Source organism: Rhodanobacter sp. UC4448_H15 (assembly GCF_052978265.1).
Map to the genome: position 1 here is coordinate 2,301,788 of NZ_CM129665.1, position 22,214 is coordinate 2,324,001.

A 22,214-nucleotide genomic window follows, 5' to 3' on the forward strand; every position below is an offset into this window, starting at 1 on the left:
AACCGGCGGGCGGTGCCCGCCCTAAGCAGCCGGCCGCATTCAGGCGAGCGCCTGGGCATGTACGCCTCTGACGGCACGCCCCGACGGATCGGCCGCGTTCGCGAACGCCGGATCCCACGCCAGCGCTGCGGGCGAGGAGCAGGCAATCGACTTGCCGCCGGGCACGGTCGCGGCGCAGGCCTCGCCGGGAAAGTGCTGCTCGAAGATGCGTCGGTAGAAATACGCCTCCTTGGTCGCCGGCGTGTTGAACGGGTAGCGCGCCGCGGCCGCGGCGAACTCGCGGTCGCTGACCGCCTGCTCCGCGTGCGCTTTCAAGCCGTCGATCCAGCCATAGCCGACGCCATCGCTGAACTGCTCCTTCTGTCGCCACAGGATCGAATCCGGCAGCGCGCCGTCGAACGCTTCGCGCAGTACCGCCTTCTCGATGCGCCCCTGCCCTGCCATCTTGTGCTTCGCATCCAGGCCCATCGCCACGTCGATGAACTCCAGGTCGAGGAACGGCACGCGCGCCTCCACGCCCCACGCCATCATCGCCTTGTTCGCGCGCAGGCAGTCGTAGCTGTGCAGCGCGTCGAGCTTGCGCACGGTTTCCTCATGGAACGCCTCGGCCGAGGGCGCCTTGTGGAAGTACAGATAGCCGCCGAAGATCTCGTCCGAACCCTCGCCGGACAGCACCATCTTCACGCCCATCGCCTTGATCCGCCGCGCCAGCAGGTACATCGGCGTGGCGGCGCGGATGGTGGTGACGTCGTAGGTCTCGATATGGCGAATCACTTCGGGCAGCGCGTCAAGGCCTTCCCAGAAGGTGTAGATGAAGCCGTGATGCACGGTGCCCAGCGCGTCGGCGGCGACCTGCGCCGCAGCCAGGTCGGGCGAGCCGTCCAGCCCGATCGCGAACGAATGCAGGCGCGGCCACCAGGCCTCGCTGCGGTCGTCGTCCTCGACCCGCTCGCGCGCGAACTGCGCGGCGCAGGCGGCGACCAGCGACGAATCCAGCCCACCGGAAAGCAGCACCCCATACGGCACGTCGGTCATCAGCTGGCGATGCACGGCCTGCTCAAACGCCTTGCGCAAGGCCGGAGCAGCCACGTCATGGCCGCGCGTGGCGGCATAGTCGCGCCATGGCCTGGCGTAGTAGCTGCGCAGTTCGCCGCTGGCGCTGTCGTAGACATGACCCGGCGGGAACGGCGCCACGTCGGCACACACGCCGACCAGCGCCTTCATCTCCGAGGCCACGCACAGGCGGCCTTGCGCGTCGTGGCCCCAGTACAGCGGGCAGACGCCGATCGGGTCGCGCGCGATCAGGTAGCGCTGCGCCTCGCCGTCCCACAACGCGAACGCGAAGATGCCGTTGAGCCTGCCCACGAAGTCGCTGCCGTGCTCGCGATACAGCGCGTTGATCACCTCGCAGTCCGAAGCGGTGGTGAATTCGTAGCTGCTGGCCGCACGCAATTCGCGGTGGTTGTAGATCTCGCCGTTCACCGCCAGCGCCAGCGCGCCGTCGCGCGAACGCAGCGGCTGCGCGCCGCTGGCCGGGTCGACGATGGCCAGCCGCTCGTGCACCAGGATCACCCCGGCGTCGACGAACACCCCGCTCCAGTCCGGCCCGCGATGGCGCTGGCGCTGCGACAACTCCAGCGCCTGCCGGCGCAACGCGGTCAGGTCGTCGCCCGGCTGCAGGTCGAACATTCCGAATATCGAGCACATGGTGGAAGTTTCCTCGTTGCTGTCTGTGGATACCGCTCTTCTGAAAAATCGGCCATGGAGACCGGGTTTGCCCTGCGTGGGCGGACCCGCGCAAAAATCAAACACCACAAAACGAAAGAGGCCCGCACTGGGCGGACCTCTTTCGCGTATTCGATGAAACTTGCAGCTACGCGAGGGCCCGCCAACGGTTGGCGTTGTTGTTCGCGCGATTATTGGTATTGCCGGCCAGCACGAAGCTGCGCGCGGAAGGCGCAGTGGAGTTCAAGCCGCTGGTGGCGAAGGAATGCATGGATCAACTTGAACAGATCATCCGACGCTTGGCAAGTGCTGGCACAGCAGTGACGCCAGCCGCCGCTTGCCGCTACATTGCCGCCAATGAGCCATGACGCAACACGGATGTCTGCCCGCTCCCGCACCGACCCGGCACCGATGCCCGCGGGAGGGCGGCCATTGCGCTGGTGGATTCCGCTGCTGGCCTGGTTGCTGCGCGGTTTCTATTTCGGCCGCATCCGCATCTTCGGTGCCCATCGGCAACCCGTGCCGCGACGCGGCGGTCGGCTGATCGTCAGCAGTCATCGCAACGGGGCGATCGACGGCTACACCGTGCTGCGGGTGTTTCCCGGCGCGCAAGGGCTGGTCTCGATCCAGTTGCTGCGGCATCCGCTGCTGCGCTGGATGTTCGACGGCATCGCGGTGGTGCGCGACAAGGATCGCGAGCGCTACGCCAAGCGGCGCGCCGCGTTCGCTCATCCCGTCGACGCCGGCTGCGCCCAACTGCGTGCGGGCGGCGACCTGGTGATCTTTCCCGAAGGCAGCAGCGAATGGGGCTGGCAGCCGCTGCCTTACCAGCGCGGCGCAGCGCGCATCGCGCGCACCTTGCTGGACGAGGGATTGTCGCTGGAGGTGCTGCCGCTGGGTTTGCACTACCAGGCGCCGGACCGCTTCCGTTCGCGCGTCGAGGCGCTGGTCGGAGTGCCGGTGAACTTGCCCGCACGCGATGCCGATGAATCCGATCGCGACTGGGAACGACGCATCCATCAGGCGATCGCGACCGCGCTCGACGCGGTCTCGGTGAACTGTCCGACCCCGGAGGTCTTTGCGACGACGGAAGCCTGGGCGACGGTGCGGGCCGCGGCGGGCGAGTCCTACGCGCTGGCGTTCATCGGCGCACAGCAACGCCCACAGGCGCCACCGCCGCCACCACCACGCGCTCGTCCATGGCCATTGGACTGGCTCGTGGTGGCGGCGTTCATGCTGCTGGCGGCGCCGGTGCTGCTGGCCGGCCGGGTCGCCGGTGGCAAGGCGGATGCACGCAATACGGTGAGCTTTTTCCGCATCGTGGGCGGGCTGCTGGTGGCGATGGTCTGGCTGCCCTGTCTGCTGTTGATGACCTGGTTCTGGCCATGGCCGCTGCTGGTGCTGTGGCCGCTGGCCGCACTCGGCTGGTGGCGCTGGCCGCGCGTAATGCATCGGGGGAATCCGTGAACATGCCACGCATCGCGCGCTGGATCGGCCATGCCTTCGCCGCCGAGCTGTTGCTGATCCTGGTGCTCGGCAGCATCGGTGCCTGGCGGCTGGATGACGGCGACCTGCACGCCGCCAGCCTGCTTGGCGGTATCGCCTGGCTGCTGTTGCTGGTCGCTACCTTGGCTGCACCGGGCAGTGGCTGGGCCAGCTGGAAAGGCACGCTGCAGTTCGTCGCCTGCTGGCTGATCTTTCCGCTGTTCAAGGCGATCCGCGAGGTATTCATCCAGCACACCGCCGACGCGACGCTGCTCGCGCTGGATCGTGATCTGTGGGGTGGCCGCAGCCTGCCGGAGCACCTGCTGGGCTGGGAACGGCCGTGGCTGTCGGAGCTGCTCAGCAGCGGCTACTTCCTGTTCTATTTCGTGGTGCTACTGCCGGCGATCGTGTTCAGCGTGCAGCGCAGCAGCCCCGAGGCGAAGGCGTTCTTCCTCGGCCTGACCCTGATGTACCTGGTCGGCTTTGCCGGCTACCTGCTGGTGCCGGCCGGTGGACCGTACATGGCGTTTCCCGAGGTGTTTCCGTATCCCGTGCACGGCGGCGCGATGACGGCATTGCTGGCCGGCGTGGTCAAGGCCGGGATCACCGGCATGGACGTGTTCCCCAGCCTGCACAGCGGCATCGGCGTGTATGTGCTGGGCTTCTTCGCGCTGGGCAGGTATCGGCGCATCGCCGCCCTGCTGGCGCCGATCATCCTGGCGCTGGTGGTGGCCACGTTGTACCTGCGCTATCACTACGGCATCGACGTGCTGTGCGGGATCGCCCTCGCCGCCGCGGTGCTCGCCTTCATTCAGCGTTACCGCAAGGAAACCCTCGCATGACCCAACTCCTCGTCTTCACCGATCCGCAGGCCGCCGAGCATGCCGTCAGCGGCGGCAAGGGCGCCAACCTGGCGCGCGCCGCGCAGCACCTGCCGGTGCCGCCGGGCATCGTGGTCGGCAGCGAGGTTTATCGCGAGTTCGTGGCGCCCTTGCATGAGGCGATCCGCCACGTGCTGGAAGACGCCACACTCGACCACGCCGCCCGCAGCGAGCGCATCCAGGCCCTGCTGCTCGCGCAGCCGTTGCCGTCGTCACTGCGCGACGAGCTCGCCGCGAAACTGGAAACACTCGATCTGGCCGATGCGCCGGTGGCGGTGCGTTCCTCCGGCACGCTGGAAGACCTGCCCGGCGCTGCGTTCGCCGGCCAGCACGATACCTTGCTGGGCATCCGCGGCGTCGATGCCGTGCTCGACGCGATCCGCCGCTGCTACGCCTCGCTGTGGAATGCCCACGTGCTGCCGTATCGCGAGCGGATGGGGCTGAACCACCTGGACGCGGCGATGGCCGTGGTGGTGCAGAAGATGGTGCAGGTGGGCGAGCATGAGGCCGCCGGCGTGGCGTTCTCGATCGACCCGGTGCGTGGGGCGCTGGACCAGGTGTTGATCAACGCCGCGTTCGGCCTCGGCGAAACCGTGGTCGGTGGCGAGGAGCCGGTCGACGAGTACCGGCTCAGGCGCAGCGACATGAGCGAGGTCGACGCGGTGATCGCCGAGAAGCCGCAGGCGCTGGTGACCGATGCCGCCGGCGGTACTCGCCACTCGACGTTGTCCGCCGAACAGGCGCATGCCCCTGCCCTCGCCGAAGCGCAACGCCGCGCCGTGGCGCAGCTGGCGCTGGCCGCCGAGCAGCACTTCGGTTTCCCGCAGGACATCGAGTGGGCGTGGCAGGACGGCACGCTGTACCTGCTGCAGTCGCGTGCGGTGACGCGCATCCCGGCGCGCTGGACCCGCGACGAATCGGCCGAGCGCTTTCCCAACCCGGTCACCCCGCTGACCTGGGATCTGTGCGAAGCCGGCTTCCATGCCTCGCTCAACCACAGTTTCAAGCTGATGGGCCTGCCGCCGTTCGGCGACAAGTGGTTCGCGATGCGCGACTACTACATCTACGGCAACCAGAACGCGGTCGAACTCTACAGCGGCCGCACGCCGGCGAAGATGCTCAAGGACGTGGAAAGCATCCGCGCCGCGCTGCCGCAGATCGCCGCGCAGTTTGCCTGGGTGCAGGAGCTGCCGGTGCGCTGGATGCGCGACCTGGACACTTATCTGCTCGGCATCGGCGCCCTGATGCGCGAGTCGCTGGACGGCCGCCCTTTGAATGAACTGTGGGACTACGTGCTGCGCATCAATGCGCTGGGCGCCAGCTACTTCCTGCCGAACATCGCCATCTCGCTGACCCAGCGCACGCTGTACGTGGCCCTGCAGCAGATGCTGCGACTGGCGCTGCCGGCCGACCAGGCGCAGCAGGTGTTCGACCAGTTGCTGGCAGTCACCGACACCAAGACCGGCCAGGTCAATGCCGAGCTGTGGTCGCTGTCGCGGCTGGTTCGCATGGATGCCGTCCTGCATGACCGGCTGCGCAGCGAACCCAGCGTCGAACTGCTGGAAGAACTGGTGCAGCACCCCGCCTTCCACGCCGAGTTCCAGCGCTTCCTGGCCCGCCACGGCCATCGCGAACTGGATTTCGACGCCTACCACCCGACCTGGGTCGAGGCACCGCAGATCGTGCTGGACCAGCTGAAGATGCTGGTCGATCGTCCCGACGAGGACCGCGCCGCCGCCGAACTGGCGCAGAAAGCCGCCCAGGCGGCGATGGAGCACAACGTGCTCAGCCATGCGCCGGAGGAACTGCGCTACCTGGTGCACGAGGTGATCCGGCTGGCCCGCACGTATACCGCGCTGGACGACCTGGAGCATTACCAGACCACCCGCCTACACCTGCCATTTCGCCGCGGCCTGAAAGCGATCGGCGTACAGCTGGTCGAACGCGGCGTACTGGCTGATCCGATGGACGTCTATTTCGTGCCGCTGGCCCTGCTCGACGGCGCGCTGCACAGCGGTGAACTGTCCCCGATCACGGAAGCCGCCGCCCGCCACAAGGCCGGTTACCTGGCGGCCTGCGCACGCACGCCGGACTGGATCTTCGGCGAGGCGGAACCGGTCGAGGTCGACGGCAGCCAGGTGCTCAAGGGCCTGGGCGGCAGCCCCGGCATCGTCGAGGGCGAGGTATTCGTGGTGCGCAGCCCGGAGGATTTCCCGCACTTCCCCAAGGACGCGATCCTGGTGGCGCGCACCACCAACCCGGCGTGGACGCCGCTGTTCTACCAGGCGCGCGGAGTGATCACCGAAAGCGGCGGCCCGCTGTCGCACGGCGCGGTGACCGCGCGCGAACTGGGCCTGCCGGCCGTGATGAGCGTGCGCCACGTGATGCGCATGCTGGCCAATGGCCAGCGCGTGCGCATCGACGGCCGCCACGGCACCGTCGAGGTACTCAGTCCGCCGTAATCCAGCGCGTGGCTTCGTCGACCTCGGCACCACGGAACAGGCGGAACTGGGCGGGGATGGCGAAGCTGAAGGCCGTGGCGGTACCGCGCAGCCAGGGCACGTCAGTGACCAGCGCCACACGGTCCCAACTGCTGAAGTGCCGCGCGCCGAGTTTTGCGTCGTTCCACATGGCGCCGGGGTCGAAGCCGGTGAAGTCGTCGGCAGTGACGTAGAGCAGGCGCAGCTTTCGATTGAGCGCGAACGCCGCCTCGACATCCGGCACCACGATGTTCTCGTAGTCTTGCGCGGTGACCTGGCCGTGCGCGCGAAAACCCAGCGTGCCGGCAGGCAATCCTTCGATCTGTGCGATCACGGGCGTGCTCCTGGGATGGGGTGCCCCAGTTTGGGTCCAGGCACGTGAAAAGCGTGCAAGTCGAAGGCATGGGAGCAGGCTTTCGAGAATCCTGCATTTCCGATCAGGCGGGCTCGATGTGCCGCAGCAGCAGGCGCGGCGTCTCGCGACCCTGCCAGTCGTTGATGGTCAGCTCGTAGGCCGTGCGCAGCCGAGGCGGCGGTGGCTGGCCGTCATAGGCATTGAACATCACCGCGTCGTGCACGGCGCCATCGCGCGGGTCGCGCAGTTGCAGGCGCAGATGGGTCTCACCCATCACCTTCCAGCCGGCGCAGTCGAACAGGTTGTCGAACAGCGGTTCGGGGAACGCCTGGCCCCATGGGCCGGCGGCGCGCAACTGGCGGGCCAGCGCCAGCGTGGCGGCGCCGGGCGGCAACTCGCCGTCGGTGTACAGCACCGCCTGCAGCCGCTCGGGCTCGATCAACTCGCGCGCGACCGCGTCGAAGGCGGCGGCGAAGCGCGGGTAGTCGGCGGCTTTCAGGCTCAGCCCGGCAGCCATTGCGTGGCCGCCGAAGCGTTCGATCAGGCCGGGCTGGCGGGCGTCGATCACGGCCAGCGCGTCGCGGATGTGGAAGCCCGGGATGGAACGGCAGGAACCACGGAGGTTTTCGGTGTCGTCTTCGCTGGCCGGGGCGAAGGCGATCACCGGGCGGTGCAGCCGCTCCTTGAGTTTCGAGGCGACCAGGCCGACCACGCCGGCATGCCACGACGGCTCGAACAATGCCACGCCGATCGCATCGAGCGGCCCCAGGCCAGCCACCATCACCTCGGCCTCGGCCACCATCGAGGCCTGCAGGTCGCGCCGCTCGCGGTTGATCGCGTCGAGCTGCTCGGCGTAACGGCGCGCCTGTGCCACGTCGTCGGTGAGCAGGCAGGCCACGCCCAGGCGCATGTCCTCCAGGCGCCCGGCCGCGTTCAACCGCGGCCCGACTGCGAAGCCGAGATCGCTGGCGCACAGCGTGGTCAGGCTGCGCCTGCCCGCTTCGACCAGCGCGGCGATGCCGGCGCAGGCGCGGCCGCTGCGCATGCGCTGCAAGCCGGCCTCGACCAGCACGCGGTTGTTGAAATCCAGCGGCACCAGATCGGCCACCGTACCCAGGGCGACCAGGTCGAGCAGCACCGACAGGTCGGGTTTCGCCGCGCCGAAAGCGCCCTGCTCGTGCAACTTTGCACGCAGGGCGAGCAGCAGGTAGAACATCACCCCGACACCTGCCAGCGCCTTGCTGGGGAACGCGTCGCCGGCGAGATTCGGATTGACCATCGCATCACACGCCGGCAACCGCTCGCCGGGCAGGTGATGGTCGGTGACGATGACCTTGATGCCGCGCGCCTGCGCCGCCGCCACGCCGGCCACGCTGGCCACGCCGTTGTCGACCGTGACGATCAGCTGCGGGGTGGGCTGCATCGAGGCGACGAAGGCCGCGCTCAGCCCGTAACCGTGCACGAAGCGGTTCGGGATCGCGTAATCCAGCCGCCGCGCACCGAGCAGACGCAGGCCGCGCACGGCCACGGCGGTGCCGGTCGCGCCGTCGCAGTCGTAGTCGCCGGCGATCAGGATGGTCCAGTCATCGCGGATCGCCTCGGCCAGCAGTTCGACCGCCTGCGCCATGCCGCCCAGCAGTTGCGGCGACAGCATCCGCGCCAGCCGGTGCTCGACCTGGCCGGGTTCCAGCACGCCGCGCGCGGCGTAGACCTGCTGCAGCACCGGGTGCACCGCATCCGGCCAGCCATGCGGCGTGCCCCGGCTTTCGCGCCGACGCAGCTGCAGCACGCTCAACGCCCTGCCCCGCGCCAGAAGCGCCAGCGATGAGCGGGTTTGTGCAGCCAGCGTTCGCCGCTGGCGAAATGCAGCGTGACGGGCTGGCGTTCGAGCAGCGGCTGCAGCAGCGGCCACCAGCGCGAGGCCAGCTCGTGCGCCGGCAGATCCTGCAGGTCGATCAGCCAGCCGGCACCCGCGGCTGCGACCGCATCGGCCGTGCGCAACGGATGCGCGATGCCGGCACGCGCGGCCAGTGCGCGCAGCAGCAGGTCGTCGCTGACCACGCCGGCCAGGGCACTGGTCGGCGGCGCGGGCAGGCGTCCGCCGCCCCACAGCCACAGACTGTTGACCAGCGATTGCCCGCGCATCCGTCGTTGCGCATTGAGCGGATGCTGGTGCAGCAGCACCTGGATGTCGTTTTGCAACACGCGCCAGCGGCGCCCGTGCGCGCCCTGCGGCAGGTGCTGCGCGAGGTCCTCGCCCAGCGCCTGCGATGGCGCGGCCAGGCCGGGCAGCGGCGTATCGGCCGGCAGGCGCAGATGCCAATGATCCGGGGTGGAAATCTCCAGTTGCATGCCGGCGTCGTCGAACACCGGCCGCAGCGTTTCGGCCAGCGCCTGCGCCTCGTCCAGGCCCAGGCCCATGCGACCGCAGGCCAGCAGGCGTACCCCGTTCATGTCCGGCTGCACCCAGGCCGGGTCGGCCGACAGCCACAGCGCATCGCCCGCGTCGCCGGCGAGAAACTGGCGGGTGATCGCCGCCGCGGGCACGTGCGCCTCGACGCCGGTGAAATGCCCGCCGAGGCCATCGAGATAACCGACGCCGCCATCCGCCAGGCGGTCGGCGCGCGGGAGCCACGCGTGCAGCGGATGGGTCGGCTCGACGTGCGCCAGCGAGGGCAGCCACAGTTGCAGCGACGGCTCCGGTTTGGACATCTCTTCAGGCCTCCAGTTGCTCGACCAGCGCCAGCCACTCGTTTTCCAGCGATTCCTTCTCGCCGCGCAGCTGCGCCTGGCGCTGGCCGATGCGCATCATTTCGCTGGTCGGGCCGTTGTAGGTGGCCGGGTCGGCCAGTTGCGCCTCCAGCGCGGCCAGCTCGGTATCGATGCTGGCGGTGCGCGTCTCGATCTTCTTCACCCGCTGGCGCGCGGCTTTTTCCTCGTCACGCTGGGCGGCAGTCTGGCGCCTGTGCTCCTCCGGCGAAACCTCCACCACCTTGGCCACCACCGGCTTGGCCGCCTTCTTGTTCGCGGCAGTGCGGGTCTTCAACCAGCGCGCGTAGTCGTCCAGGTCGCCGTCGAACGGCGCCACCTCGCCGTCGGCCACGCGCCAGAAGCTGTCGCAGACCATGCCGAGCAGATGGCGGTCGTGAGAAACCAGCACCAGCGCGCCGTCGAAATCGGCCAGCGCGTCGGCCAGCGCCTCGCGCATGTCCAGGTCGAGGTGGTTGGTCGGTTCGTCCAGCAGCAGCAGGTTCGGCTTGTCCCACGCGATCAGCGCCAGCGCCAGGCGTGCGCGCTCGCCGCCGGAGAAACCGTCGACCGACTCGAACGCGCGGTCGCCGGCGAAATTCCAGGTGCCGAGAAAATCGCGCATCACCTGGGTGGCCACGCCCGGCGCCTTGTCCAGCAGATGGTCGAGCGGGCTCGACCCTTCGCGCAGGCTTTCCACCGTGTGCTGGGCGAAGTAGCCGATCTTCAAGTCCTTGTGCACCTTGCGCTCGCCGCCGAACGGTTCCAGCTCGCCGACCAGGGTCTTCACCAGGGTGGATTTGCCGGCGCCGTTCGGGCCGAGCAGGCCGATCCGTTCGCCCGCCTCGATGCTGAAGCGCACGTCGGCGAGCACGATGTTCGCCACTTCGTCCGCGTGCGTGGAAGGATCGGCCAGGTAGCCGGCGGTGATGCCTTCCAGCTGCAGCATCGAATCGGGCAGTCGCCCCGGCGCGGGAAACTGGAAGCTGAAGGGGCGCTCGGCGCGTACTGCCTCGGTGCCGGCCAGCTTCTCCAGCCGCTTCATCCGCGACTGCGCCTGCTTGGCCTTGGTCGCCTTGGCCTTGAAGCGGTCGATGAAGGACTGCAGGTGCGCGCGCTCGGCCTGCTCGCGCTCGTGCGAGATCTGCTGCTGGCGCAACTGCTCGGCGCGCAGGCGCTCGAACGCGCTGTAATTGCCGGTATAGAGCTTGGCCTTGCCGTCGTTGAGGTGCAGTGTATGGGTGATCACGCCATCGAGGAACTCGCGGTCGTGCGAGATGATCAGCAAGGTGCCCTGGTAGCGACGCAGCCATTCTTCCAGCCACAGCACGGCGTCGAGGTCGAGGTGGTTGGTCGGCTCGTCCAGCAGCAGCAGGTCGGACGGGCACATCAGCGCACGCGCCAAGTTCAGCCGTCCGCGCCAGCCGCCGGAAAATTCCTGCACCGCGCGCTCGTGCGTTTCCGGGGGAAAGCCCAGGCCATGCAGCAGGCGGCCGGCGCGGGCGCGGCCGTCGTAGCCGTTCAGTTCCTCGATGCGGTGATGCGCCTTCGCCATCGCCTCCATGTCACCGCGATCGCCGGCTTCCGCTTCGTCGTTGATGGCGGCGGCCAGTTCCTCGTCACCGGCCAACACGTAGTCGATCGCGGCGTCCGGCAGCGCCGGCGTCTCCTGCGCCACCGAGGCCAGCCGCAGCTTGCCCGACATCTCCAGCTCGCCCGCATCGCTCTCCAGCCTGCCCTGCAGTGCGGCGAACAGGCTGGATTTGCCGCAGCCGTTGCGGCCGATCACGCCAAGGCGCCAGCCGCTCTGGATCACCAGGTCGATGTCGGAAAGCAGCAAACGACTGCCGCGGCGCAGGGCGAAATGTCGAAACGAAATCATGGAATGGGCGAGTCCTGCCCGCGCAAGCGGGCACTGCAGCCGCCCATGATAACGGCGATGGCGCACTTGCCGCTGTCTTGTCGATCAGGATGCCGGCCGCAGCGAATGCCCAATCCATCGCAATCGCAGCGGCGCGGCATGGCGTAACATGGCGCGGTCTGCTACAACGACGCCGCATACAGCCTTGTATGGAGAGGGGAGCCATGGTCAAGTTCACGAGCCGTTTGCCGATCGCCATCCTGCTGGCCGCTGCCGCCGGCCTGGCCGTGCCGTCGGCAGCCAGTGCAGCGCAGTCGCGCGAACATGGCGACAGCCTGCTGATCCACCGCGTGCAGCAGGAAAAAGGCATGAACCTGCCCAGCCGCGGGCTGAGCATGGCCCAGGTCGAGAAGACCTGGGGTGCGCCGCAGCGCAAGTTGTCGCCGCGCGGCGGGGACACGGCGAAGCACCCGCAGATCAACCGCTGGGAATACTCCAACTTCATCGTGTACTTCGAGCACAGCCACGTGATCCATTCGGTGCTCAACACGCCCGCGGGCAACAACACCGACCCGTCCGCGGTCCACTGATCCCTTTCACCCAGACGCGGCCCGTGGCGACGCGGGCCGCGTCTGCGTTTGCCTGCGCTTTACAATAGGCGGCCCATCTGCACGAGAACCCCGCCATGACCGACTCCACCCTGCGCCTGCCGGCGGAATGGGAACCCCAGGCCGCGGTACTGATCGCCTGGCCGCATGCCGGCACGGACTGGGCCGAACGCCTGGACACGGTGGAATCCACCTACGTGGCGCTGGCCGCCGCGATCACGCGGTTCCAGTCGCTGATTGTCGTGGTCGCGGACGCCGCGCTGCGCGGGCACGTGCAGTCGCAACTGCACGGCGCCGGCGTGGACCCCGCGAAGGTCCGCTTCGTCGAGCTGCCCTACGACGACACCTGGCTGCGCGACTCCGGCCCGATCACGCTGAAGCATGGCGACACCGCCGATTCTGGACGATATTTCCAGCTCACTGATTTCCGCTTCACCGGCTGGGGCGGCAAGTTCGGCGCCGAACAGGACGACGCACTGGTCGCCGGCCTGGTCGACGCCGGCGTGTTCGGTCACGCCGCACACCAGCGTATCGACTGGGCGCTGGAAGGCGGCGGCATCGAGAGCGACGGCGCCGGCAGCATCCTCACCACCTGGCGCTGCCTGGTGCAGCGCCATCCCGAGCAGTCGCGCGAGGAGATGAGCGCGATCCTGCGCGACAGCCTGCACGCCGACCGCGTGCTGTGGCTGGATCACGGCTACCTCGAAGGCGACGATACCGACGCCCACATCGACACCCTCGCCCGCTTCGCCCCCGGCGAGCGCATCGTGTTCCAGGCCTGCGACGATCCCGTCGACCCGCATCACGACGAGCTGCAGCGCATGGCTGCCGAGCTGGCCGCGCTGCGCACCGCCGATGGCCGGCCGTACCAACTGTATCCGTTGCCCTGGGCCCGGCCCATCCTGGACGAGGGCCGTCGGCTTGCCGCCTCCTACGCGAACTACCTGATCGTCAACGGTGCCGTGCTGGTGCCTGCCTACGGCGACAAAGCCGACGACGAAGCCGCGCGCATCATCGGCACCGCACACCCCGGCCGCGAGGTGGTGCAGATTCCCTGCCGCCCGCTGATCTGGCAGAACGGCAGCCTGCACTGCATCACCATGCAACTGCCGGCCGGGATGATCTGAGCGGCTGCCTCGACCCAGGGGGCAAAGCGCGGCGCAGGCCGGCCGTTGCCGCCCCACGCACAACCGCGACGACGCGCTTCGCTACACTAGCGTGTCACGCCACAGGCGGCAGGAACCATCATGACCCGCAAGACCCTCAAGGTCGCGCTGCTGCAGGAAACCGACCGCGGCAGCCGCGACGCCAACCTGGATGCGATCGAGACCGGCCTGCGCGAAGCCGCCGCTGCCGGCGCCGAACTGGTGCTGCTGCAGGAGCTGCACAACGGCCCCTACTTCTGCCAGCGCGAATCGGTCGAGGTGTTCGACCAGGCCGAGAGCATCCCCGGCCCCGGCACCGAGCGCATCGGCAAGCTGGCTGCGGAACTGAAGCTGGTGGTGGTCGCCTCGCTGTTCGAGCGCCGCGCCGCCGGGCTGTATCACAACACCGCCGTCGTCTTCGACCGCTCGGCGGCGATCGCCGGCGTCTACCGCAAGATGCACATTCCGGACGATCCGGGCTTCTACGAGAAATTCTACTTCACGCCCGGCGACCTGGGTTTCGAACCGATCGACACCTCGGTCGGCCGCCTCGGCGTGCTGGTGTGCTGGGACCAGTGGTATCCGGAGGCGGCGCGCCTGATGGCGCTGGCCGGGGCCGAGCTGCTGCTCTATCCGACCGCCATCGGCTGGGATCCCACTGACGAGCAAGCCGAGAAGGACCGCCAGCGCGACGCCTGGATCACCGTGCAGCGCGGCCACGCCGTGGCCAACGGCCTGCCCCTGCTCGCCTGCAACCGTACCGGCTTCGAAACCGATCCCGCCGACGCGACCTCGGGTATCCAGTTCTGGGGTTCCAGCTTCGTCGCCGGACCCCAGGGCGAATTCCTGGCCCGGGCGGGTACCGATGCCCGCGAATTGCTGCTCGCGGAAGTCGACCTGGGCCGCAGCGAGAACGTGCGCCGGATCTGGCCGTTCCTGCGTGACCGCCGCATCGACGCCTACGCCGACCTGCTGAAGCGCTTCCGTGACTGAGCCTTTGCGATCATCCTTGATCGCGAAGATCAAAAAGCGGCCAGCCATGGCCGCAGTTTCAAGTTTTGGCTTGTGCCACAGGGGCGTCACCCCCATTCATGGCTTCTCTCCCCGTTGACTGGCGTGCCGTCCGCATGAGTGTTCCCGAAACCGCAGTCGCCCCGCCGGCAGCCCTCGAAGGACAGCCGCTGGAGCGCGTGCAGCGCGATGGCGTCGAGTACGTGGTGCTGGGCACCGCCCACGTCTCGCGCAGCAGCAAGGAAGCAGTCGAGGCGCTGCTGGCCAGCGAGCATTTCGACGCGGTGGCGGTGGAGCTGTGCGAAAGCCGCGCGCAGGGCATGCGCGATCCGGAAGCGTTCAAGCAGATGGACCTGTTCCAGGTGATCCGCCAAGGCAAGGCCGGCATGGTCGTCGCCAGCCTGGTGCTGTCTACCTTCCAGAAGCGCCTTGCCGAGCAGTCGGGCATCCAGCCCGGCGCCGAGATGAAGGCAGCGATGGACGGCGCCGAGGCGCACGACGTGCCGCTGTGGCTGATCGACCGCGAAGTCGGCACCACGCTGAAACGCGCCTGGCGCAGCGTGGGTTTCTGGCAACGATTCGGCCTGCTCGGCGGGCTCGCCGCCAGCATCTTCGAGCGCAACAACATCGCCGAAGACGAAGTGGAAAAGCTCAAGCAGAGCGACCTGCTGGAAAGCGCCTTCAGCGAGTTCGCCAGCGGCTCGAAGCCGCTGTATGAAAGCCTGATCGGCGAACGCGATGCCTACATGGCGGCGCGACTGCGCGAGGAAGCCGCGCACACGCCGTCGGACGAGCCCCGGCGCGTGCTGGTGGTGATCGGCGCCGGCCATCTCAAGGGCCTGTGCACGCTGCTGCGCGAGCAGCACGAAGACCCGGCGCGTACCGTTGCCGAACTGGCGCAGACCCCGCCCAAGGCACGCTGGCCGAAATGGGTCGCCGCCGGCCTGGTGCTGCTGGTGTTCGCCGCCATCGCCTGGGCATTCCACCGCAATGCGGCGCTGGGCACGCAGGCGCTGATGGCGTGGATACTGTTCACCGGCGGCTTCGCTGCCCTGGGCGCGGTGGCGGCCGGCAGTCATCCATTGAGCGTCGCCGCCGCTTTCGTCGCCGCCCCGATCAAGCCGTTCCGCCCCGGCATCCCCGCCGGCGGCATCAGCGCGATGGCCGAAGCCTGGGTGCGTCGTCCACGCGTGGCGGATTTCGACAGCCTGCGCGAAGACATCGTGCACTGGACCGGCTGGTGGAAAAACCGCGTGGCGCGCACCCTGCTCAACTTCATCCTGGTCAGCGTGGGCACGCTTATCGGCGAGTACAGTGCCGGCTTCCACATCGTCAAGAGCCTGTTCTGACCCGCGTGCTAGCATTCGCGCCGCTGCGCGCGGCGCCCTTCGCGGCGAGCACACTCCGGCCCGGGTGGCGAAACTGGTATACGCAAGGGACTTAAAATCCCTCGGCCGCAAGGCCATGCGGGTTCGACCCCCGCCCCGGGCACCAGCCACCGCCAGACAGCAAAAAGCCCGCCGATGGCGGGCTTTTTGTCGGGCTGCCGTGACAGCCGCGATGCAATGGAGGCCTAGGTCGGAATCGAACCGGCGTACGCGGATTTGCAGTCCGCTGCATGACCACTCTGCCACCAGGCCGTTGCTTGATGCACGCGATCATCGTGACACGGAGATGATCGCATATTCCCCGGAAAACAAAACCCCGGCGATCCGGGGTTCCGTGCAAATCCTGGAGCGGGAAACGAGACTCGAACTCGCGACCCCGACCTTGGCAAGGTCGTGCTCTACCAACTGAGCTATTCCCGCATCGGAGCCGCAAATGATAGCAGAACCAGATCGCTTGTGAATAGCGCCCGGCCCTCCCGCGTGCGTCCCTGCGCCATGGCTGATGGCCGGAAACGACAAGGCCCTGAACGAGTCAGGGCCTTGCGTCGCCACGGGCGAAATCTGGAGCGGGAAACGAGACTCGAACTCGCGACCCCGACCTTGGCAAGGTCGTGCTCTACCAACTGAGCTATTCCCGCATCGGAGCCGCGCATTCTAATACGTGAAACGGTGTCGTCAAGTCGGTTTGCCCGAGGCGTCGTCGCGCAGCATCGGCCAGGCTGCGCGCAGGTAGTACAGCCCGGACCAGATGGTCAGGATGCCGGCGATCACCAGCAGTCCTTCGCCGATGTGATACAGCCGCAGCGCCGTGGCTTCCTTCTCGTGCTGCACGATGAGCACCACCAGCGCCACCATCTGCATCACGGTCTTCAGCTTGCCGATCATGGCGACTTTCACGGTGGCGCTCATGCCGATCTTGGCCATCCATTCGCGTAGCGCCGACACGCTGATCTCGCGCCCGACGATGACCGCCGCGGTCACCGCCATCAGGATGCCGGACCAGCCGCTGCTCGGATGCGACTGCACCAGCAGGAACAACGTCACCGCCACCATCAACTTGTCCGCCACCGGGTCGAGAAAGGCGCCGAACGCCGAGGTGAGCTTCATCCGCCGGGCGAGATAGCCGTCCAGCCAGTCGGTGATGGCGGCCAGGATGAACACGATGGCGGCCGTGATGTTGTGGCCACGGAACGGCAAGTAGAACACCACGACCATCACCGGCAGCAATGCCACGCGGAAAAGGGTCAGCCAGGTCGGCAAATTGATGCGCATGGTTCGTCCTGAGGATTTGTTGCAGTTTCGCACGCCGGCATGCCGCTGCCACGTGATGGTACCTGCCGGCATTCAGCCATGCAGGCTGGCATAGATTTTCTCGGCCAGGTTTCGGTCGATGCCCTTCACCTGCATCAACTCCTCGACGCCGGCTGCCTCCACGCCCTGCATGCCGCCGAAGGCCTTCAGCAGCAACGACCTCCGCCGCGCCCCGATGCCCGGGATGTCCTCCAGCACGCTGCGCTCGCGCGCTTTCTCGCGCCGCTTGCGATGGCCGCTGATGGCAAAGCGATGCGCCTCGTCGCGCACCGCCGCGACCAGGTGCAGCGCCGGCGAGGACGAGCCGGGATGCAGCTCGCGGCCCACGCTGCCCGCCTCATGTCGCGCCAGCACCAGGGTTTCCTCGCCGGCGCGGCGGCCCGGCCCCTTGGCCACGCCGACCACCTCGATGCCGTCGACACCCAGGTCGCACAACACCTCCAGCGCCTGTGCCACCTGGCCGCTGCCGCCATCGATCAGCAGCACGTCGGGACGCACGCCCTCGCCTTCGGCCACCTTGCGGAAGCGTCGGGTCAATGCCTGGTGCATGGCCGCGTAATCGTCACCGGGCGTGATGCCGGCGATGTTGAAGCGGCGGTAGTGCGATTTCTCGGGGCCTTCCGGGCCGAATACCACGCACGACGCTACCGTGAGCTCGCCCATGGTGTGGCTGATGTCGAAACATTCGATCCGGCGCGGCATGCTGTCCAGCCCCAGCACCTTCTGCAGATCGTCGAAACGCGTGCCCAGCGTCTGCCGGCTGGCCAGCCGCGCGGTAAGCGAAGCCTGGGCATTGCGCTCGGCCATCTGCAGGAACTGCGCACGATCCCCGCGCACGCTGGACTTCAGTTCCACCACATGACCGGCGTGCTGGCCCAGCACCTCGGCGAGGAGGGCCTGGTCGGGCAGCGCCATGCCGAGGATCAGCTCGCGCGGCACCGGCCGGTCCAGGTAGTACTGCGCGATGAACTGCGCCAGCACGTCCGCCGGCGTGGCGTCCAGCGGCAGCCGCGGGAAGAAATCCCGCGTCCCCAGGCTGATGCCGTTGCGGAAGAACAGCACGCTGACGCAGGCCATGCCGGCCTCGATGCGACAGGCGAGCACGTCCATGTCGGCGCTGGCTCCGCGCACGTGGTGCTGCGCCTGCAGCTGGCGCAGCGCGGCGACCTGGTCGCGCAGTTTCGCGGCACGCTCGAACTGCAGCGACTGGCTGGCCTGCTCCATCGCCGTGGCCAGTTCGTCGATCACCGCGTTGCTGCGCCCTTCCAGGAACATCTCGGCATGGCGTACGTCCTCGCGATAGTCCTCGACGCTGATCAGCCCCACGCACGGCGCGCTGCAGCGGCCGATCTGGTACAGCAGGCACGGGCGCGTGCGGTTGCGGAAGTAGCTGTCCTCGCACTGGCGCACCTTGAACAGCTTCTGCATCAGGTTGAGGCTTTCGCGCACCGCATGGGCGCTGGGGTATGGCCCGAAATAACGACCCGGCAGGTTCTTTGCGCCGCGGTGGAAGGCCAGCCGCGGATAGTCCTCGCCGCTGGAGAGGTAGATGTAGGGATAGCTCTTGTCGTCGCGCAGCAGGATGTTGTAGCGCGGCTTGAGCGACTTGATCAGCTGCGATTCCAGCAGCAGCGCCTCGCCCTCGGTACGCGTCACCGTGATCTCGACGCGGGCGATCTGCGCCACCATCGCGGCGATGCGCGCCTCTGTCGGCGGCTTCAGGAAATAGCTGCCGACGCGCTTCTTCAGGTTGCCGGCCTTGCCCACGTAGAGCAACTCGCCGGCCGCGTCGAAGTGGCGGTAGACGCCCGGCGAAGTGGCGAGCGTACGGACGAAGGCCTTGCCGTCGAAGGGGGGCGGTTGCGGGGACTGCATGGAGGGATTCTAGCGGCAGCGGATGGCGACGTTCCCGATATGGAGCCTCACCGGTGTGAGCGCAACCACAGCTCGGCGCGTTCCAGATCCGCCTCGGTATCGATGCCCGGGGGAAACGGCTCGGGTGTCAGCCGCACCGCGATCGCGTGGCCGTGCTCGAGCACGCGCAACTGCTCCAGCGATTCGGTCTGTTCCAGCGGCGTGCGCGACAACTGCGTGTAGCGACGCAGGAACCCGGCCCGATAGGCATAGATGCCGATGTGGCGCAGGAACGGCGTGCCGGACGGCAGCGTGTGCCGATCCGTCGCGAACGCATCGCGCGCCCACGGCATCGGCGCACGGCTGAAATACAGCGCGCGCCCGTTGCCGGTGCGCACCAGTTTCACGACGTTAGGATCGAACAGCTCCTCGGCGTCGATGATCGGCGTGGCCAGCGTGGCCACCGGCGCATCGTCACCGGCCAGCGCCTGGGCGACGGCGCGGATGCCGGCGGCCGGCGCGAACGGTTCGTCGCCTTGCAGGTTGACCACGATGCTGTCGTCGGCCCAGCCAAGCTGCTCCGCGCACTCGGCCAGCCGGTCGCTGCCGGAGGCGTGGTCGCGGCGGGTCATGCAGATCTGCACCTCGCGCTGGCCGGCCAGCGCCTCGGCGATGCGCTCGTCGTCCACCGCCACCACCACGCAGCTGGCGCCGGCTTGCAGTGCGCGCTGCGCCACGCGCACGACCATCGGCACCCCGCCGATGTCACGCAGGGGCTTGCCCGGCAGCCGGGTCGAGCCATGCCGGGCCGGGATGGCCACGATGAACGAGGGGGAAAGCGACATCGGTCAATCCTTGGGGTGCGCGCCGGCGCGGACGATCACGATACAACGAGTGCCGCGCCAGGTTCAGCACGCCTCGCGCAGGGCAAACCCGCAGCCGTTGGCCAGCTCACGGAAGCCGGGGAACGAGGTGGCCACGTGGCGGCAGTCGTTGATCCGCACCGGCCCGGTCGCGCGCAAGCCGGCCACCGCGAAGCTCATCGCGATGCGATGGTCGGTGAGGCTTTCCACCGTGCCGGCGCCGATCGGGCCGCCGTCGATGACCGCGCCATCCGGGGTCTCCTCGATCGCCACATCCAGCGCGCGCATGCCCGCCGCCATGGTGGCGATGCGGTCGGATTCCTTCACCCGCAACTCGGCCGCGCCGCGGACCACCGTGCGTCCCGACGCCGCGGCAGCAGCGATGAACAGGATGGGGAGTTCGTCAATCATGTCCGGCACCAGCGCGACGGGCAACTCGATGCCATGCAACGGCGCATGGCGGACCACCAGGTCGCCCACCGGCTCTCCGCCGGCCTCGCGTTCCCGCTCCACCACGATGTCCGCGCCCATCAGGCGCAGTGCCTGCAGCAAGCCGGTGCGGCGCGGATTGAGGCCTATCCCCGGCAGGCGCAGCTGCGAACCCGGCACGATGCTGGCGGCAACCAGGAAGAATGCCGCCGACGAGAAGTCCGCCGGCACCTCGACGTCGACCGCACGCAAGGCGTGGCCACCGTCGAGCCGGACACGACCCGGCGTGAACTCGATCGGCCACCCGAACGCGGCCAGCATGCGTTCGGTGTAGTCGCGGGTCGGGTGCGGTTCGAGAATCTCGCTCGTGCCTTGCGCATACAGGCCGGCCAGCAGCAGGGCGGACTTCACCTGGGCGCTGGCCACCGGCAACTCGTAGCGGATGCCGCGCAGGGTGTTGCCGCCGTGAAGCCGCAGGGGCGGCAGGCCGTCCTGGCTGTCGATGCGCGCGCCCATCCGCGCCAGCGGGTCGGTCACCCGGCGCATCGGTCGCTTCGACAGCGAAGCATCGCCCACCAGCACGCTGTCGAACGCCTGCCCCGCGAGCAAGCCAGCGAGCAGACGCATGCCGGTACCGGCATTGCCGCAGTCCAGCGGCTGCGTGGCGGCATGCAGGCCGTGCAGGCCGACGCCGTGAATGACGCGTTCACCCTCCGTCGGGATTTCGATGCGCACGCCGAGCTGGGCCAGTACCGCGGCCGTGGCGCGCGTGTCCTCACCCTCGAGAAAGCCGCGAATATGCGAACGCCCCTCTGCGATGGCCGCCAGCATCAGCGCCCGATGCGAGATCGACTTGTCGCCCGGCACGGCGACGCTGCCGTGCAAGGGACCAACTGCGCCGCTGAGCCAGTCCAGCCGTGCGCTCAAGGCAAGGCCACCGGGTAGGAGCCGAGCACGCGAATCGACGCGGCCGACTCGCCGATGTCGCGCACGGCGGCCTGCAGCGCATCGTCGTCAATGTGGCCGGACACATCGATGAAGAATGCGTACTGCCACTTGCCGGTGTGCGCCGGGCGCGACTCGATCCGGTTCAGGCTGATGCCATGCTTCGCGAACGGGCTGAGCACGTCGTACAGTGCGCCCGGCTTGTCGTTGACCGTGACCAGCAGCGAGGTGCGGTCGTTGCCCGAGGGCGGGAACAGCGTGCGGCCGATCACCAGGAAGCGCGTGGTGTTGTCGGCGCGGTCCTCGATGCCCTGCGCCACCGTCTTCAGCCGATAGACCTTGCCTGCGCTTTCGCCGGCGATCGCCGCGACATCATCGGCATGCAACGCCAGCCGAGCCGCCTCGGCATTGCTCGACACCGCGATGCACTCGACGTCGGGCAGGTTGATGCGCAACCAGGTTTTGCACTGCTGCAGCGACTGAGCATGTGCGTAGATGCGATGCACGTCTTCCAGCCTGCCGCTGCGCGAGTGCAGGCACTGGTGCACGCGCAGCTCGATCTCGCCGCAGATGGTGGCCTCGGAAGTGAGGAACATGTCCAGCGTCACCTGGATCATGCCCTGCCCCGAGTTCTCCACCGGCACCACGCCGAAATCGGCGTGCCCGGCGGCGACCTCCTGGAACACTTCCTCGATGCTGCCCAGCGGCAGGCCGTAGGCGGCATGGCCGAAATGCTTGCGCACGGCCTGTTCGCTGAAGGTGCCCTCCGGGCCGAGGAAGCCGATCTTCAACGGGTCTTCCTGCGCCAGGCAGGAGGACATGATCTCGCGGAACAGGCGCACCATCTCGGCATCGGACAGCGGCCCCTGGTTGCGGTCCACCACCATTCGCAGCACGTGCGCTTCGCGCTCGGGGCGGTAGTAGTCGATCGCCGAAAGCCCCTCGCCCTTCACCTTCGCCACCGTGCGGGCATGGTTGGCGCGCTCGGAGATGAGCTGCTGGATCTGCCGGTCGATGCTGTCGATGCGCTCGCGCATCTCGCTAAGCGGAGTCTTGGGGTCGTTCATGCCTTGGCCGTCTGGATGGAAAGAAGTCCATTTGCACGCGAGCATCCCATGCTCCGCG

The 22,214-nt window shown here is 68.2% G+C and carries 18 protein-coding genes and 4 tRNA genes; 9 read left to right on the plus strand and 13 right to left on the minus strand.

The genetic code is table 11. The annotated features are described in order from the left end of the window. Nucleotides 1-39 precede the first annotated feature (39 nt). Entirely contained in the window at nucleotides 40-1,707 is a 1,668-nt protein-coding gene (gene asnB, locus ACVCMI_RS10385; RefSeq protein ID WP_447098875.1) for an asparagine synthase B, read from the minus strand. Nucleotides 1,708-1,895: 188 nt separating this feature from the next. Here asnB and ACVCMI_RS10390 point away from each other — a divergent pair, with 188 nt between their 5' ends. The 4 genes from ACVCMI_RS10390 to ACVCMI_RS10405 are packed head-to-tail and all read left to right on the plus strand — an operon-like array spanning nucleotide 1,896 to nucleotide 6,553. Beyond that, nucleotides 1,896-2,093: a hypothetical protein gene (locus tag ACVCMI_RS10390; protein WP_447098874.1), complete on the plus strand. Its 198-nt coding sequence runs from the start codon at nucleotides 1,896-1,898 to the stop codon at nucleotides 2,091-2,093. 10 nt (nucleotides 2,094-2,103) lie between these two features. Beyond that, nucleotides 2,104-3,192 carry a 1-acyl-sn-glycerol-3-phosphate acyltransferase gene (locus ACVCMI_RS10395; protein WP_447098873.1) on the plus strand — a complete coding sequence of 363 codons (1,089 nt, stop codon included), beginning with the start codon at nucleotides 2,104-2,106 and terminating at the stop codon, nucleotides 3,190-3,192. A 2-nt stretch (nucleotides 3,193-3,194) separates the two neighbouring features. Then, complete coding sequence (locus tag ACVCMI_RS10400) at nucleotides 3,195-4,052, plus strand: phosphatase PAP2 family protein (protein ID WP_447098872.1); 858 nt, start codon at nucleotides 3,195-3,197, stop codon at nucleotides 4,050-4,052. After that, entirely contained in the window at nucleotides 4,049-6,553 is a 2,505-nt protein-coding gene (locus tag ACVCMI_RS10405) for a PEP/pyruvate-binding domain-containing protein (protein WP_447098871.1), read from the plus strand. Before ACVCMI_RS10400 ends, ACVCMI_RS10405 begins: the two co-directional genes overlap by 4 nt. On the opposite strand, the gene ACVCMI_RS10410 is transcribed toward ACVCMI_RS10405, so the two are convergent. The 4 genes from ACVCMI_RS10410 to ACVCMI_RS10425 form a co-directional block, all read right to left on the minus strand. After that, the gene (locus ACVCMI_RS10410; protein WP_447098870.1) at nucleotides 6,540-6,905 is read right to left on the minus strand and encodes an STAS/SEC14 domain-containing protein; all 366 of its coding nucleotides are present in this window, start codon (nucleotides 6,903-6,905) and stop codon (nucleotides 6,540-6,542) included. The two genes, ACVCMI_RS10405 and ACVCMI_RS10410, sit on opposite strands and share 14 nt — an antisense overlap. 103 nt (nucleotides 6,906-7,008) lie before the next feature. After that, nucleotides 7,009-8,721 (minus strand): single-stranded-DNA-specific exonuclease RecJ, encoded by a 1,713-nt coding sequence (recJ, locus tag ACVCMI_RS10415; RefSeq protein ID WP_447098869.1) that lies wholly within the window; start codon nucleotides 8,719-8,721, stop codon nucleotides 7,009-7,011. Then, nucleotides 8,718-9,638: a phosphoglycerate mutase gene (locus tag ACVCMI_RS10420; protein WP_447098868.1), complete on the minus strand. Its 921-nt coding sequence runs from the start codon at nucleotides 9,636-9,638 to the stop codon at nucleotides 8,718-8,720. The genes recJ and ACVCMI_RS10420 overlap by 4 nt, the downstream gene beginning before the upstream one ends. 4 nt (nucleotides 9,639-9,642) lie before the next feature. Further along, on the minus strand, nucleotides 9,643-11,556 hold the full coding sequence (locus ACVCMI_RS10425) for an ABC-F family ATP-binding cassette domain-containing protein (RefSeq protein WP_447098867.1): 1,914 nt from the start codon (nucleotides 11,554-11,556) through the stop codon (nucleotides 9,643-9,645). 203 nt (nucleotides 11,557-11,759) lie between these two features. Here ACVCMI_RS10425 and ACVCMI_RS10430 point away from each other — a divergent pair, with 203 nt between their 5' ends. From ACVCMI_RS10430 to ACVCMI_RS10450, 5 genes are all read left to right on the plus strand, one after another. Then, a complete protein-coding gene (locus ACVCMI_RS10430; RefSeq protein WP_447098866.1) occupies nucleotides 11,760-12,125 on the plus strand; it encodes a hypothetical protein in 366 nt (121 codons plus the stop codon). A 95-nt stretch (nucleotides 12,126-12,220) separates the two neighbouring features. Further along, entirely contained in the window at nucleotides 12,221-13,270 is a 1,050-nt protein-coding gene (locus tag ACVCMI_RS10435) for an agmatine deiminase family protein (RefSeq protein WP_447098865.1), read from the plus strand. A gap of 120 nt (nucleotides 13,271-13,390) precedes the next feature. After that, nucleotides 13,391-14,281, plus strand: coding sequence for a carbon-nitrogen hydrolase (locus ACVCMI_RS10440; RefSeq protein ID WP_447098864.1), 891 nt, complete (start codon nucleotides 13,391-13,393; stop codon nucleotides 14,279-14,281). 134 nt (nucleotides 14,282-14,415) lie between these two features. Next, on the plus strand, nucleotides 14,416-15,648 hold the full coding sequence (locus tag ACVCMI_RS10445; RefSeq protein ID WP_447110603.1) for a TraB/GumN family protein: 1,233 nt from the start codon (nucleotides 14,416-14,418) through the stop codon (nucleotides 15,646-15,648). Nucleotides 15,649-15,706: 58 nt separating this feature from the next. After that, a tRNA-Leu gene (locus ACVCMI_RS10450) sits at nucleotides 15,707-15,793 on the plus strand. A gap of 72 nt (nucleotides 15,794-15,865) precedes the next feature. Here ACVCMI_RS10450 and ACVCMI_RS10455 read toward each other — a convergent pair. The 8 genes from ACVCMI_RS10455 to pheA all read right to left on the minus strand — a co-directional run bounded on the left by ACVCMI_RS10455 (nucleotide 15,866) and on the right by pheA (nucleotide 22,156). Continuing rightward, nucleotides 15,866-15,939: transfer RNA gene (locus tag ACVCMI_RS10455), tRNA-Cys, on the minus strand. A 92-nt stretch (nucleotides 15,940-16,031) separates the two neighbouring features. Beyond that, nucleotides 16,032-16,107, minus strand: a tRNA-Gly gene (locus ACVCMI_RS10460). A gap of 142 nt (nucleotides 16,108-16,249) precedes the next feature. Continuing rightward, nucleotides 16,250-16,325 (minus strand) — tRNA-Gly (locus ACVCMI_RS10465). 37 nt (nucleotides 16,326-16,362) lie between these two features. Next, nucleotides 16,363-16,959 carry a CDP-diacylglycerol--glycerol-3-phosphate 3-phosphatidyltransferase gene (pgsA, locus tag ACVCMI_RS10470; protein ID WP_395118548.1) on the minus strand — a complete coding sequence of 199 codons (597 nt, stop codon included), beginning with the start codon at nucleotides 16,957-16,959 and terminating at the stop codon, nucleotides 16,363-16,365. 72 nt (nucleotides 16,960-17,031) lie between these two features. Continuing rightward, the gene (uvrC, locus tag ACVCMI_RS10475) at nucleotides 17,032-18,873 is read right to left on the minus strand and encodes an excinuclease ABC subunit UvrC (RefSeq protein WP_447098863.1); all 1,842 of its coding nucleotides are present in this window, start codon (nucleotides 18,871-18,873) and stop codon (nucleotides 17,032-17,034) included. Between the two features lie 47 nt (nucleotides 18,874-18,920). Beyond that, complete coding sequence (gene kdsB, locus ACVCMI_RS10480; protein WP_447098862.1) at nucleotides 18,921-19,697, minus strand: 3-deoxy-manno-octulosonate cytidylyltransferase; 777 nt, start codon at nucleotides 19,695-19,697, stop codon at nucleotides 18,921-18,923. 63 nt (nucleotides 19,698-19,760) lie between these two features. Next, complete coding sequence (gene aroA, locus ACVCMI_RS10485; protein ID WP_447098861.1) at nucleotides 19,761-21,071, minus strand: 3-phosphoshikimate 1-carboxyvinyltransferase; 1,311 nt, start codon at nucleotides 21,069-21,071, stop codon at nucleotides 19,761-19,763. Further along, nucleotides 21,068-22,156 (minus strand): prephenate dehydratase, encoded by a 1,089-nt coding sequence (pheA, locus tag ACVCMI_RS10490; protein ID WP_395118556.1) that lies wholly within the window; start codon nucleotides 22,154-22,156, stop codon nucleotides 21,068-21,070. Before pheA ends, aroA begins: the two co-directional genes overlap by 4 nt. Between the last annotated feature and the right edge of the window lie 58 nt (nucleotides 22,157-22,214).

What these genes read in the sequence shown, in the direction of transcription:
- pgsA (WP_395118548.1), bottom strand. Translation starts at nt 16,959, where the DNA reads ATGCGCATCAATTTGCCGACCTGGCTGACCCTTTTCCGCGTGGCATTG.
- ACVCMI_RS10420 (WP_447098868.1), bottom strand. Translation starts at nt 9,638, where the DNA reads ATGTCCAAACCGGAGCCGTCGCTGCAACTGTGGCTGCCCTCGCTGGCG.
- ACVCMI_RS10425 (WP_447098867.1), bottom strand. Translation starts at nt 11,556, where the DNA reads ATGATTTCGTTTCGACATTTCGCCCTGCGCCGCGGCAGTCGTTTGCTG.
- ACVCMI_RS10445 (WP_447110603.1), top strand. Translation starts at nt 14,416, where the DNA reads ATGAGTGTTCCCGAAACCGCAGTCGCCCCGCCGGCAGCCCTCGAAGGA.
- ACVCMI_RS10405 (WP_447098871.1), top strand. Translation starts at nt 4,049, where the DNA reads ATGACCCAACTCCTCGTCTTCACCGATCCGCAGGCCGCCGAGCATGCC.
- ACVCMI_RS10435 (WP_447098865.1), top strand. Translation starts at nt 12,221, where the DNA reads ATGACCGACTCCACCCTGCGCCTGCCGGCGGAATGGGAACCCCAGGCC.
- ACVCMI_RS10430 (WP_447098866.1), top strand. Translation starts at nt 11,760, where the DNA reads ATGGTCAAGTTCACGAGCCGTTTGCCGATCGCCATCCTGCTGGCCGCT.
- kdsB (WP_447098862.1), bottom strand. Translation starts at nt 19,697, where the DNA reads ATGTCGCTTTCCCCCTCGTTCATCGTGGCCATCCCGGCCCGGCATGGC.
- pheA (WP_395118556.1), bottom strand. Translation starts at nt 22,156, where the DNA reads ATGAACGACCCCAAGACTCCGCTTAGCGAGATGCGCGAGCGCATCGAC.
- asnB (WP_447098875.1), bottom strand. Translation starts at nt 1,707, where the DNA reads ATGTGCTCGATATTCGGAATGTTCGACCTGCAGCCGGGCGACGACCTG.
- ACVCMI_RS10395 (WP_447098873.1), top strand. Translation starts at nt 2,104, where the DNA reads ATGTCTGCCCGCTCCCGCACCGACCCGGCACCGATGCCCGCGGGAGGG.
- ACVCMI_RS10400 (WP_447098872.1), top strand. Translation starts at nt 3,195, where the DNA reads ATGCCACGCATCGCGCGCTGGATCGGCCATGCCTTCGCCGCCGAGCTG.
- ACVCMI_RS10440 (WP_447098864.1), top strand. Translation starts at nt 13,391, where the DNA reads ATGACCCGCAAGACCCTCAAGGTCGCGCTGCTGCAGGAAACCGACCGC.
- uvrC (WP_447098863.1), bottom strand. Translation starts at nt 18,873, where the DNA reads ATGCAGTCCCCGCAACCGCCCCCCTTCGACGGCAAGGCCTTCGTCCGT.